Genomic DNA, 13,491 nt, shown 5'->3' with positions numbered 1-13,491 from the left:
ACGCAACCGTTGACAAAAATACTTTCTATCAGTAAATTGCGCGGCTCAGTATTAATGCTGATCATCCCCCGCCCAGGTGGTGAAATTGGTAGACACGCTAGCTTCAGGTGCTAGTCCTCGCAAGGGGGTGGAGGTTCAAGTCCTCTCCTGGGCACCATTATATCCCAAAAGCCTCTCACGCAACCATTCTAGCGCCTTATCGGCGGACTCCAATCTAGACATGACACTCCGACGGGGCGTTGGGCCTCCACATGAGTTCATCATATATTTGCAAGGATAGACACGGCGGCTAAATTTTAGCCGCGTTATACCCATAAAACACAGACTATTCTTCAGTAATACGCGCGAGCTTCGCCGGTCACTTCAGACATTCCATCGACCGACCGCGATCGTGCGAGCAAGGCGGTATGCTATGGCCACGGATGAAATATTCGAAAACTTGACCAGATTACGTTTGCAATCACGGAAAGCAACGATCAAATAAAGGAATTGGCCGCAACCAAAGAGGCATCACAGTCCGTCTTTGACGCCATAGTGAGCGCCATCGAACACAGGGGATGCAAATCAACACCCTGAGACACCGATCTCGGCGGCAGCCGACCCCAAACACAGCGCCAATAGCCAAATCACCTTATCGTCACGTGCCAATTGAAGGACCCTGCCTGCAAACGGTTTGAAAACCACTACTGTGTGGCAAAGCAACGACAGTCAACAGGGAATGTTTAGGTTTTTGTTATTATCGACGACACTAGAACTTACTCAAAAGTCACATGCGTCAGCTTGTCTAAACCAAGCCAGTAATAGTCACGAGCAAAACCAGGCGCAGGGAAACAATAAGACTGCACATAGTTATTCATCGCAAAACGGGCTTTCTCCTCACCAGTTTCAATATCGAGAATGACGTTCTCTTCGCCATTTTTCAGACCTCGCCAGGTTTTCAGACTGCGGTAGTCTTCTGTTACCAATTCACCAGTATCTGCAAAATAGAGCCCATGACCTGCCATACCGAAGTCGTCACGTTGCCACAAGGCAGTCAGCTGATTAGTTTCTAGATCATGCCGCCACGCCTTTATAAATGCATTAGCTGAATCGTAGGCCACTAAAATACGCCGCTGACTACAGTACAGTGGCGGATTGCTAATGCTTCCACCACTTATGCCGCTAATTGGCGTAATACTAAAATCACGACTGTCACTAACACTGACACGAATAATATTATTGGGGCTTAACGCCACCCCCTCATTGAGCATCGATAGTGCTTTATTGGCGGTATGCTTGCCGTTATCCATAAACCAAATATTGTGCTGATCAATGACGGGGTCCCAGCCGTAGCTTTGTCCCGGATTTTGAAGGGCGTTGTCGATATAGTTAAGCGCCCAGTCGCAATCGCGCTCTAATGTTTTGCCGGCAGTATCAAAGTGATAACGGTGAATGGCGGTAACACCCGTGACATACACGGTGTTCCCCACCGCGCTTAACCTCGAGATTGACGGCTCTGGCATCTCAATTGCGTGACTTATGGTCAGGGTATCGGGATCAATGAGCAGTAATTGTGTTTGGCCATCCTCAGCAATCGGTTTGGTAACGAGATAGCCGCTATCCAAAATCACGTGGGAGTTATAAGGTAAGTTTTGCGGCAGTTTCAAGCTGTTGATACATTCGCAGTCTGGGTTCAAGCGATGCAAGTAACGACCAAATGTCACATAAAGATCACCGTTGCGATGAATGGCAAAGCCACCTGGCCAAAATGGACCGCCAACAAGCTTGGGCGACTTTTTAAGAGGTGCTAATGTTTGTGGGTCAATTTTTTCAATGTAAGAGTGGCAGTCAAACCCCAGGCCTCTTCGCAGAGTATCGTGGTGCATGAGATACACTTCACCAGGGTCCCGTAACAGCACCATATTACCTATGAGCAGCCGCCGGCTCACTAGTTTCACCCGATCAGTCGCCAGAATATTTAAGCCGCTAATAGAGGTTGGCATTTGCAATCGCTCAGGGCCTCCATCTTCACAAGACCAGGGACTATTGTAGTATCCGCTGGCAACCGCATTGCGATTGGAGATATATGCACTCACGTTATTGTCCTCCCCACCGACGCCTGACAAACCAAACCAACACTGCCAGCAATAGGAGCGATGGCGCGATTAAATAGAAGTAATACACGCTAAAGAGTTTTTTATAGGTGTTGCGCTTAATTTGTTCAACGGCGTCGTAGCCTTCGGGCATGGTCTGCACGCCGTGCGTCGCTGCGTACTGCTGGTAGTCGGCGAGCAAGGTGCTGAATACGACAGGTTCGCCTTCGGCTAGATCACTCGTCTCACCAGGGTCTTTGTGCAGATTATACAAGCGCCAAATACCGTCTCCGTAGGGAGGTAAATTACGCGCCAATTTATACTGGCCTTTCAAGAGCGCGGCATTACCCGCCACCTCCAGACCGACTGATTCACTGGGGCCATAGGTCTGCTCGCGACTACCGTTTAGCACCGCCTTTAAGCTGCGACCGGTGATGCCGATATCGTTTTTGCTTAGCGATGCAGACACACCGAGATAGTCTAGTATGGTCGGAGTGATATCGGTGACCATAGCCAGCGACGATTGCATCGTACCTTGGGGTATCATCGGCCCGGCAATAATCAGCGGAACACGAATACCACCATCACTGCTATAAAACTTAAACATTTTATTAGGCGATGCCGCCGCAGATGCCCACTCTGGGCCTATCGAAACTAAGCTGCCCTTTTCACCCAGGGTATCAATATCACTATTGTAACCACTGACTGCTTTCCACAATCCAATACCGGCGGTATTAACAATATCGTTAAATTCGGGGCCGTTATCGGACGTTATCACGAACAGGGTATTTTCCAATTGGCCGCTCTGTTCAAGCCAGCTGATAAGGCGTCCGATATGATGATCCATGGCCTCTAGCATACCGGCATTAACTTCCATAGCTTTGGCATAAAAACGCCGCTCTTCATCACTTAGCTTTTGCCAATCGCGCAGCCCTTCTGGCATCGCGGCCAAGGCGGCATTTGGGGGAATGAGGCCAAGCTGTTTAGCTTTTTGCCAACGCTGCTCGCGCAATACATGCCAGCCTCGATCGTAAACACCGTCGTAGTGCTCGGTGAATTCTCTTGGCGCTTGAATAGGAATATGAATGGCCTGGAAGGCTAAATAGGCAAAAAAAGGTTGCGCGCTTTTATCTGCAGTTTTGTTATCGGCATCAATATAGTCGATCATTTTATCGACTATAAAAGCAGAGGAATAAAAATCTTCGGGCAAGGTGGCCGGCTGATCATCTTCATACCAGGGCGCCGTGGTGTAATAAGGCATATACGGCTTTTGTTCCCAGTTATCTGCACCTGAGGCATCTAAAATAAAGGAGCGGTCAAAGCCGTGACTGACCGGCAAGTCTTGAACTCGCCGTCCCAAATGCCATTTACCCGTCATATACGTTCGGTAACCCGCCGTTCGCAAATGATCCGCAATGGTTTTCACACCCGGTTCAAGGGCTAGCGAGTAACCGGGTTTACCTTCATGTTCTGCGGGTATTACTTCAGGGATTGTCGCCACACCGGTGAGATGATTATCAACACCCGTTAGCAACATGGCGCGCGAAGGTGCGCAAAGCGGCGATGTGCGGTAATTACTGAAACGAACCCCCTGGTCTGCTAGGCGTTGAATGCTAGGCATACGCGCCTCACCGCCGTAGGGCTCAAAGTCCATTAAACCGGCATCATCAACAAGAATCACAACAATATTTGGTGAGGGCTGCGCTAGTACCGGGGTAGTCGCTAGCAACAGGCCAAGCAGCGTGATGGCAAATACCGGAAAATACAGCCTGTTATTTATCTTATTATTTTTAGCGTGGATACTCATTGCGACTCTCACCAAAAGAATTGTCCTAGCGTATGCCAATATATTCAATCCCTTAGCTGATTGATAGCCCGGCCATTAAAGAAAAAGGGCGAACTGACTCCAGCTCGCCCTTCTGTTCACCGAATAGACATCAGTCAGTCACGAATATCTTCTCACCCGGCCGCTCTCAGCCGGCGCATTAAATTAAATTGCGCACAAATGGCTCGCCTAGCTGTTTGTATAAATCCAAGCTGGACTTCAATAAATATAAAACTAGCTGCTGTCGTGCGAGAAGGTCAGAGGTAGACAGACATTGTCTATTCGGTAGATTATTAGTTCACAAAATAAGGCGCTGGCGGCGCACCGCTATATTCATTTTCGCCACCATCTATTGTGCCATGGAATGTTAATCGAAAAACAAAGGAGAGAGAGCATGAGTAACGAGCATGAAATTGAACAAGAATGCGATGTTAATGAGGGTTGTGGTGCAATTCGTTTGCTCATTAAGCCACGCGACAAAGATCTTGGTGAGTTCACCGTGCGCCGCACCCTGCCCACCCGCCAGTTGAAAATGGTGGGCCCCTGGGTATTCTTTGATCATATGGGCCCCGCGGAGTTTGCGCCTGGCAGCGGCATTAATGTTCGCCCCCACCCTCACATCAATTTAGCCACTGTCACTTACCTTTTTGAGGGCGAAATACTGCATCGAGATTCCCTCGGCAGTCTCCAGGCGATTCGGCCCGGCGACGTTAATCTCATGGTGGCGGGCAAAGGCATTGTGCATTCAGAGCGAGAGCGGCCAGAAGTCACCGCGAGCCATCATCGCCTACATGGTCTACAGCTGTGGTTGGCGCTGCCGACTACCGACGAGGAAATTGCCCCGTCCTTTCACCACTATCCCTCAGCAGAAATTCCAATGGTTGAAGTAGATGGTGTTCCGGTACGGGTGATCATGGGCCACGCCTACGGCGCTCGCTCCCCAGTCAAAACCCATTCCGAAACAATCTATATCGAAGCGCGCCTCAAGGCCGGTCAATCGCTAATGCTTCCCGATGCCGATGAGCGCGCGCTGTATGTTATTGAAGGCAGTCTCAATGCCCGCGGCACGCTGCTAAGCCAATACACAATGGCAGTATTTACTGCAGAAACCGGCATTAAAGTGACTGCTGAGGAGGATTGCCTGTTGTCGCTAATCGGCGGTAAACCCCTTGGCAAACGCTATATGGAATGGAACTTCATCTCCAGCCGAAAGACGCGCGTTGAGCAAGCCAAAGTCGATTGGGAAAACGGCAATTTTCCCTTGGTCTGCGGTGACGAAGATGAGTTCATTCCCCTACCTAAATAACGTGGCAAGTACTTGATCTTGGCTCCGTAATAGCGCGTTCACCCGACGCTTTTCATCGTCGTCACGACGGTGACGCCTTACTTTCGCGATTTAGGCAATGCAAACGCAACGATATAGTCCCCCATCTTGCGTTGGTACATATGATGCCCACCGGCGGCAATAACGACGAACTGCCGCCCACCGCGCTGGTAAGTCATTGGCGATGCCGGCGCATCGACCGGCAAGGTGTGCTGCCAAAGCATCTCGCCACTATCGGCAGAAAAAGCGCGAAAACGCCTGTCCATGGTCGCGCCAATAAACACTAGATTGCCGGCAGTCATTAGCGCGCCACCTAAATTAGGTGTTCCCCAATTAATATCAAAGGGCAGCGGAAAGGGCGCCATTTCGTGCACCGAGCCCAATGGCGTTTGCCACAGGACCTCGCCCTTGGCCAAATCAATGGCCATTAATTTTCCCCAAGGCGGTTCACTGCAGGGGATGCCCAATGGCGACAGCAGACTCTCGACCACCACCGTATACGGCGTACCCGCCATGGTAATACGCATGGTTTTACCGGCTGGCGGCAGGTGTTCGCCCGCTTCAGTAACGCTTATTGGCTTTAAATGCCCGACAAAGGGTGCGGTATTAACATTAACGACTAATTGTTGGCGCGCCGGCCAAAATACACCACCACCCCAATTTGCACCGCCAAGGCTACCCGGCAACATCAAGGTTGGGGTTTCGGCTAAGGCAGTGAACAACCCCTGATTGTTCAAACTGGTAATTTTTTTGGCGCAGGCGCCACGATCCCAGGCCGTTAATCCCCAAGCGTTTTCGGCATTTAAATCGTGACTCAATAATAAGGGCAGTTCAGGAGATGTGGGCTGGGTAGGCGATAACAGCTCCCCCGCCACCGCTGACTGCGGCACCGCCTTTTCAATAATAGGAAATAATGGCTCGCCGGTTTCGCGATGAAATACAAACACAAAACCTTGCTTGGTCAATTGCACAACGGCAGGAATAGCTTTGCCATCGCGCTGCAACTCAACCAGCATCGGTTGCGCAGGTGTGTCGTAATCCCACACGTCGTGATGAACAAACTGAAAACTCCAAACCACTTCGCCAGTACTGCCGCGCAAAACCACCAGTGAATTCGCGTAGCGATTATCGCCAGGACGCAGAGCGCCATAATAATCTGGTGAAGGCGCGCCGGTGGGAATAAAAACCAGATCCCGCACTTCGTCAACCGACAGCGGCGCCCAAGCATTGGCGCCGCCTGACACCGCCACCGCATCCACTGGCCATTGTTTAGCATTTGGAGCTTTGGCATCTAGCGGTATCGGCTCAAACTGCCAACGCGCTGCGCCACTGCGAGCGTCAAAGGCTTTAACCGTGCCGCGCGGAGTGTGAGCGCGAACAAAGTCCACCACCGCCGAACCGATGACGATCGTACCGTTCACCACGACCGGCGGAGACACACTGCCAATGTCACCGGGAATAAAACCCTCGGCGTCGCTATACAGTTTTACAGTACCTTTATTTCCAAAACCCTCGCACAGTTTTCCATTGCGGGCATCGAGGGCAATCAAACGGCGATCATGCGTTGCGGTGAATATGCGCTGCCGACACTGCTGACCAGCAAGTCCATCAGGGTCTGTCCACCAGCTCACCCCTCGGCATTTAAAGGGCCGATCGCCGGCAAGGGAAATTTCCGGGTCATATCGCCAGCGCTCCGCACCAGTTTCCGGATCAAGCGCAATTACCTGATTAAAAGCAGTGCAAAACACCAAATGGCCGCCAGCGGCCTCGGGCAATAATATCGGCGTAGTCTCTAGCGCGCTGCGGGGTAGCTCTTCGGCAAATTGCTGGGCCTCACCACTGCGATACTGCCAGGCCACTTGCAGAGTACTGACATTATCACTGGTGATTTGCTGGTGTGGCGAAAAACCAGAGCCGCCCTGATCGCCGCGATAGTAATTCCAATCTTGCGCTGCCGCGGGCAGCAATAGCGCGCAGCCCGTCAGCAGCAGAATAACGCGCTGAATCATCATTGCGAGTAGGGCTGAATATGAATCAAGGTCGGCTGCGCATCTTCTATTTGCCAGCTTGGGAAATGAGAGTTAGTGGTATAGACCGAACCGTCTTCCGCAATTTCTATGTCGCGTGTAAACGTGCGGCGGCGCGGCATGGGGTATACCTGCCAGGTCTCAGCGGCCATATCAAAGCGCATGATTGTATCGGACTGATTGCCATTAACCCACACGGCACCGCGTGCCCGATCAACATTTAAAGCATAGGGAAATTCGCTCAGAACTGGCAATGCATATTCCGTTAATTCCTTACTTGCGGGGTCATACATCACCAATAAGCCGGTTTGAAATGACACCATCCACACTCTGTTGTTCGCATCGACGCGCAAACGACGCGGACCGGTTACCTCGGCATCGACTACCGTCACATCACCTGTCTCGGGATCAATATAACCAAAATCATTAGCGTAAAGGCGTGCAAACCAAACCCGACCGTCGGGTGCCACATCAATACCATAGGGCATGGGTAAGCCGCTGGATTCGCGATCGACCGAGGGCATAGGCCGAGTTTCCGGATCAAGCCAAAAGATCAGTGGCAAAAGTTTGATCGTAAGCCACTCTTTAACATTGCGCGCGGGAATATCGAAATACGTGAAGACCTTTTTTTGACGATCCCACATTGCCACTTGCGACGACAGGGCGAGGGTAAACCACACGCGGTCCTGGTCGTCCGTACGAATAGTGTGGGGATAAAAGCCTCGCTTCATTTCATGGCGCGTAAAGGTTTTAGTCACTGGATCAAATTCCAGCAAAGCGCGCTGCATCGACGGCGTTGAAAAAATATGACCGTCCTTCGGCGATACTGCAAATGAATGTACGCCGAGATAATTATTTATTTTTCCGTAAGCCTTAAAGCGATTCCCCAAGAATCCACCCAACTTATCCTCGGCCTCATGAGGGACTTTGTACACTGTATAGACGCCAGTATCTGGGTTCACTTCATAAATCCGGTCCTGCAGATTATCGCCCACATAGACCATGCCATTGGGATGCAAAATAAAATCGTGCATCTGCGAGAATCCATCACCGATCGGCCACTCGGTATACTGCGCGCCAGACAGCTCCGCGTCCCAGGAGCGCGGCTCCGGCAACGTTGTAAAGTTTGCATTTAAGCGCTGGTAGCCCGCAGCCAAACCCTCAGCCAGAGGCTCACCTAGGTCGCCCGCAATGCGCGCACCATAGCCGCCCATACGATCAATGACCGTCAACCACTCATCGGCGCTGCGCTCAACCCGCATAAATGGCGAGGCCTGCTGATGACAAAACGCACAATTTAAGGCGAAATGCTCACGCAGTTTTTTACCACCGCCAATATCCAGCTGCGACAACCAGACGTTCGATGGTTTTTGTTCGGCGAGCATGCGCGGGTCCAACTCGCGCACCATCGTCACTTCGGTATTGTCAGTCAAATCCACGCTTCTTAAGTGCTGGTCCTTAAAGCCGGGCTTACGAAAGCGATAATCATAAACTGCGTCTGTTTCAGGGAAAGCAAGCTTGCCGCTAGCGTCGCTGAATCGGGTATTTTCAACCGCGGCCTGATTACTCACGCCATGTGCAGGATATCCGTCATCGCTCAAGCTCAGCACGGGCTTTTGCGCTAATACCCGAGTAACCATTACGGTGCTCAAAGGCTGTCCAGCGCTGTCAGTAAGCGAAAATTGCGCAGCCATTGCGTGCCCCGCCAGAGCCATACCGACGCACGTCAATATAAGTTTATTTATCACCGAAGCCATTTTCTTGTCCTATTATTGTTCTCTTAGCCTGTTCAGCTAACACAAAATATAAAAACCTTATATTACCCGCTAATAATTTAAACGCAGGGTCATACCCACGCTACGGGGATCACCCAGAAACGTCTGATAAGAACCCTCAGGCGAGCCAACACTCGCGTCGAGCACGGCGTGAAACGTCGCGGGACCTATGGCCGATGCGTACTGTTCATCCAGCAAATTTTTAACCCAAAAGGCGATATCAACGTTGGCGCTGCGCCAGCCAAGCCGGGCATCAACAACACCGTAAGCAGGCTCTTCATGGCGGGGATCAAGATCGGGAATATAGTAGCTTGAACCTTGATAGCGGTAGGCTAAACGACTATAGAGATCACCATTAAATAGTGGCTGGGTATAGCGCAGCGCCGCGTTCGCCGCCAGGCTTGGCGTAAAGGGCAAGTTATCGCCGCTGAGATCGCACTGCGCGTATTCATTATCTGGCTCACGGCCGTAATAGCACTGACCGCCATCGTAGCGCTTGTAAATAACGTCGAGTGCTGTAGCACTCACGCTCAGGGTAAAACGGTCCGACAACAGCAATAAGCCCTCTACTTCGGCACCGTCCATAACAACTTGATCAGCGCTATTCACCACAAAGCTTAATCCTACAAACGACGCATTTTGCTGGCCATCGTATATGGTATGAAAGACCGCGCCATTCACCCGCGCGCGTTGATCCCAGAATTCAGCCTTCCAACCAAACTCAAAATTCTCGACTTCTTCTGAATCAAAATCGCGTAACTCTGGCGGCACGGTTCCCGACTCCAAGTTAAAACCACCCGCCTTAAAGCCAGTTGAATAACTTAGATATAGCATCACATCCGGCGTGGCAAAATAACTAAGACTCGCCTTACCGGTCGTCGCAGACCAACTTAGCGATGCACCATAGGGGTCAACATTGGGGGCAACTGAACACACCGGGTTGGTATCAAAGGGCGCAGAACAGCCATTTGCCGCGGTATTAGAGGTCGCAATATAACCGTCTTTTTCTTCATCGGAATAACGTAGACCGAGACTCAGATTCCACTTTTCGCTGAGATCAAAATCGGCTTGGGCAAACGCGCCATAGCTTGTGGTTTGTTGCTCGGCACGATAAAAAGCTTCATCGCCCTCCACGCCCAGAATCGGCACCAAGCCCAGTCCACCGACGGGAATTGGCAGGGGCACCGGCAGCGGCGCCACGGCAAAATATTTGGCCACTATCGTGCCGTATTCTTCGACCTGATCTTCCATTCGCAGAAAGGGCCCGTCCCAGTCGCCACGCTGAAAATCATTGTAATAGTAATAAACGCCAGTCATCCAACGCAGACTGTCGCTACCCTCAGAGGCAATACGAAACTCTTGTGAGAGGGAGTCGCCAGCGTGTTTGTCAAAATTACTGGCGATATTGATCGGCATAAGTTCGACGTTATACATGTATTTTTCAGAATCGTAAGTGTCGAAACTGGATATCGAGGTAAAACTGTAACCCTCGCCACCGTATTGCACATTGAGAATAATGTCGCTGGAATCCTGCTTAATAAGCGGCTTTTCATTGTGTTCAACAATATGATCTAAGGGATCATTATTGCGAATATCGTAACCAGCTTCACTGATCATCTCCCGCGTCTTGGCACTGTAGTAAACATCGGCAGCCATGGCGTTCATATCCCGCTCCAACCACCCCGCGATCAGGCGCGCAGACCAGCGTTCAGAGAAGTCATATTGCAGCTGGCCGCGCAGTGCAATGTCATTCAGATTACCGCTATCTGGGCCACTGAGGTTTTCAGTCAAGTTGCCACGCCGCGTGGTACTGGCACTTAAGCGCCCCGCGAGCTTGTCAGTCAATGGGCCGCTGATATAAGCCTTGAGTTGATGTAAGTTATCGCTGGCGTATGTGAACTCTGCCATGGTTTCGAGCTCTCGCCCCGGCGGCGCAGACGACACCGCGATTAAGCCCGCCGACGCATTTTTACCGTACAAGGTACTTTGGGGTCCTTTTAAGACTTCGATGGCTTGCACATCGACAATATCCCCTAAGCCCACCCCCGAGCGCGACCGAAACGCGCCATCAATATACAGCGCCACCGCTGGCTCAAAGGTCGGCACATTGGCAGCATTACCAATACCGCGAATACGCACAGCAGTACTCATTGGCTGCTCAGTGGTCAAAATATACAGCGACGGCACCATCGCAGAGACATCGCTAATATCGCGGAAACCTGATTCCTGCAGATCATCAGCCGACAACGCCGATACCGCAACAGGCACATCTTGCAAGCTTTCTGTTCGCTTCTGGGCGGTCACCACCACCTCTTCGAGCACCGGTGCGGCAATAGCGGAATTGGCTAAGCCCATTGCCATGATCATCGGACTTAGGCGTAAGCCATTGATAGCAGATCTTATTTTCATTGTGTGCTCCTACGTTGTTTGCGGTGACCGCAATAATTATTATTTTTTAATTTTATAGGCCAACAAGACATTGCCTGGCAGCTGTCCAAACATACTGTAGCCTGAAAGCACGTAAAGCCATTCGCCCGCCACCACCTGTCCGGCCACATCGATGGCGCCGCCGTGCGCGGCAAGGCCGTTTGAGCTATCAATCGGCACCGCAGTGTTGTCTGACCACAATATTTCACCAGTGGCGCGATCAAACGCGCGAATGGTGCCATCCAAACCGCCGCTAAACACCAGCTCTTCAGTAGCCGTTACAGCCGCTGACAGGCCATAGTAAAAACTGCATTTATAGAGCTCGGCAGGATCTGTTTTTGTCGCGGAACGATTATTTTCTAAACCAACCAAGGGACGTTTACTGTAATCAAATTCGCAATTGCGCTTCGCCGAATATTGCCAAAGTGTCTCACCATTTTTCACATCCAGTGCATGCAGGCCCGGCTTGGGTGTATAAGCCGCTAACTCACGCTCTGGATCAGCAATGGGCACATAAAGTGCTTCACCGGCCAGCGCCATACCCCAGTGAATGCCGCCATTACTCGTACCTTGGCTAAGGCGCTTACGCCACACCACCCGTTCCTGATCAGTGCCATCGGGATCTAGCGCAAACACTTCGCCTGATTTTTGACCTGCCAACAGCAGTTGCTTGCTACCGACATCCGCGAGAATGATAGAGGCACCAAAATCGAAGTCTTGCCCCGGATTATCTGGGCAGTTAGCACCACCGTTCAAACACGCGGCATTCCAAATATCACCGGCGGTAGCCTGAAACTTCCACAGCAAATCGCCACTGTCTAAATCCAGCGCAACAACCGCGTCACTGGTATCGGTTGCCGGTGCACTGAGGTTCTCACCGGTACCTACATATAAGCGATTACGCTGTACATCAATGGTGGGCGTTGACCAAACTGCAGCACCCGAAGGCCCGAAGCGATCTTGCCCTGCCCTATTTACCCCCTGCAAAATTGCCTCTGGGGTGGCATGCCACGTCCACAGCTTTTTACCGCTGTCTGCCGCCAGCGCCATAACACCGCCGTGCGAAGTACAACAAATATGCGCGGGACTGCCGGCGGCGGCAACTTCAAATAAGGAGATCGGCACAAACACACGGTCGTCATAAAAACTAATCGATCCCGAAATCACCGAGTAATCATTTAGGCGCGCAGAACGCTGCCAGACGATCGCCAACGTATCGGGATCAAGGGCGTAAACCGTCGCCAGTGAATCAGCAAAAATCAGCAATTTTCGCGAATCACTCAAGGTTGCCACGGTGATTGCCGAACGAATACCGCTGATCATTTTAGTGTGAGCAATAACGCAGCCACTGTGGCGATTTAAAACAAAAAGTTTTCCCGCCTTATCGCCAACAAATAGGCGGTCGCCAATAACAGCAATTTGCGAACGCATATCACTGACCCGCGGAAAGCCAAAGCTCCACTCCAGATCAAGGCTAGCAACACTGCTCGCGTCAATATTGCTTTGCTGAGGCGACACATAACGGCGATTTTCTAATCCCAAGCCCCAGTTTGACACTGCGGGCCTGTCGCCATAAGTCTGATTGGATTCACACATCGCAGCGGCAATCCAGTCGTACTGATTAGTTGCACTGCCTGCCAGATAGTGGGCGATCAAACCCCGCTTTTGTTTGCTTAAATGCGCGGCCATCGGCTGCATTTTGCCAAATTCCATGGCAATCATGAGATCTTCTTTGGCTAGCATCGCCAGCGACTCGCGCGTCGGGGCATGCATTGCGGGGTCGTCATGGCAGCTGGCACAGTTTTGATCAAAGAGGTATTCACCCGCCCGCGCCAAGGGCAAGTGATCGGCATTGCGCAATACCCATGCCTCACCGCTCTGCATAAGCCACGCCTGCACACTGGGACGCGTTGCACCAACAGCAATGCCGATGATAACGATGAGAAATAAAAAAATGCGCCGACTCATAGTCGCCTCGTTATTATTGTATGTGAGCGCGCTTGTACGCGACGCTGCAGCGATTAAACCACAGCGTCGTTTT

Annotated in this window: 8 protein-coding genes and 1 tRNA gene; 3 read left to right on the top strand and 6 right to left on the bottom strand. The window is 51.4% G+C overall.

The genetic code is table 11. From position 1 onward, the window contains the following. Nucleotides 1–70 precede the first annotated feature (70 nt). Nucleotides 71–157, top strand: a tRNA-Leu gene (locus tag ABD836_RS11495). A gap of 150 nt (nucleotides 158–307) precedes the next feature. After that, nucleotides 308–484 (top strand): hypothetical protein, encoded by a 177-nt coding sequence (locus ABD836_RS19500; RefSeq protein WP_425583037.1) that lies wholly within the window; start codon nucleotides 308–310, stop codon nucleotides 482–484. 271 nt (nucleotides 485–755) lie between these two features. Here ABD836_RS19500 and ABD836_RS11490 read toward each other — a convergent pair whose 3' ends face one another. Next, on the bottom strand, nucleotides 756–2,075 hold the full coding sequence (locus ABD836_RS11490; RefSeq protein ID WP_344935973.1) for a hypothetical protein: 1,320 nt from the start codon (nucleotides 2,073–2,075) through the stop codon (nucleotides 756–758). A gap of 1 nt (nucleotide 2,076) precedes the next feature. Then, nucleotides 2,077–3,879, bottom strand: a complete 1,803-nt coding sequence (locus ABD836_RS11485) for an arylsulfatase (RefSeq protein ID WP_344935971.1) — start codon at nucleotides 3,877–3,879, stop codon at nucleotides 2,077–2,079. A 412-nt stretch (nucleotides 3,880–4,291) separates the two neighbouring features. Here ABD836_RS11485 and ABD836_RS11480 point away from each other — a divergent pair, with 412 nt between their 5' ends. Next, the gene (locus ABD836_RS11480) at nucleotides 4,292–5,203 is read left to right on the top strand and encodes a pirin family protein (RefSeq protein ID WP_344935969.1); all 912 of its coding nucleotides are present in this window, start codon (nucleotides 4,292–4,294) and stop codon (nucleotides 5,201–5,203) included. Between the two features lie 77 nt (nucleotides 5,204–5,280). On the opposite strand, the gene ABD836_RS11475 is transcribed toward ABD836_RS11480, so the two are convergent. The 4 genes from ABD836_RS11475 to ABD836_RS11460 form a co-directional block, all read right to left on the bottom strand. Beyond that, nucleotides 5,281–7,233, bottom strand: coding sequence for a pyrroloquinoline quinone-dependent dehydrogenase (locus ABD836_RS11475; protein ID WP_344935966.1), 1,953 nt, complete (start codon nucleotides 7,231–7,233; stop codon nucleotides 5,281–5,283). Continuing rightward, a complete protein-coding gene (locus ABD836_RS11470) occupies nucleotides 7,230–8,942 on the bottom strand; it encodes a lyase (RefSeq protein ID WP_344935964.1) in 1,713 nt (570 codons plus the stop codon). The genes ABD836_RS11475 and ABD836_RS11470 overlap by 4 nt, the downstream gene beginning before the upstream one ends. A 132-nt stretch (nucleotides 8,943–9,074) precedes the next feature. Then, entirely contained in the window at nucleotides 9,075–11,432 is a 2,358-nt protein-coding gene (locus tag ABD836_RS11465; protein WP_344935962.1) for a TonB-dependent receptor, read from the bottom strand. A gap of 39 nt (nucleotides 11,433–11,471) precedes the next feature. Next, nucleotides 11,472–13,418, bottom strand: a complete 1,947-nt coding sequence (locus ABD836_RS11460; protein WP_344935960.1) for an outer membrane protein assembly factor BamB family protein — start codon at nucleotides 13,416–13,418, stop codon at nucleotides 11,472–11,474. Between the last annotated feature and the right edge of the window lie 73 nt (nucleotides 13,419–13,491).

The sequence above is a fragment of the Zhongshania borealis genome (genome assembly GCF_039539625.1).
Classification (GTDB): domain Bacteria; phylum Pseudomonadota; class Gammaproteobacteria; order Pseudomonadales; family Spongiibacteraceae; genus Spongiibacter; species Spongiibacter borealis.
The sequence above is the reverse complement of the archived record's forward strand: the minus strand, read 5'-3'. Positions and strand labels throughout refer to the sequence as shown.

Coding starts and splice junctions, on each gene's coding strand:
- ABD836_RS11485 (WP_344935971.1), bottom strand. CDS start 3,879: ATGAGTATCCACGCTAAAAATAATAAGATAAATAACAGGCTGTATTTT.
- ABD836_RS11480 (WP_344935969.1), top strand. CDS start 4,292: ATGAGTAACGAGCATGAAATTGAACAAGAATGCGATGTTAATGAGGGT.
- ABD836_RS11475 (WP_344935966.1), bottom strand. CDS start 7,233: ATGATGATTCAGCGCGTTATTCTGCTGCTGACGGGCTGCGCGCTATTG.
- ABD836_RS11470 (WP_344935964.1), bottom strand. CDS start 8,942: ATGGCTGCGCAATTTTCGCTTACTGACAGCGCTGGACAGCCTTTGAGC.
- ABD836_RS11465 (WP_344935962.1), bottom strand. CDS start 11,432: ATGAAAATAAGATCTGCTATCAATGGCTTACGCCTAAGTCCGATGATC.
- ABD836_RS11460 (WP_344935960.1), bottom strand. CDS start 13,418: ATGAGTCGGCGCATTTTTTTATTTCTCATCGTTATCATCGGCATTGCT.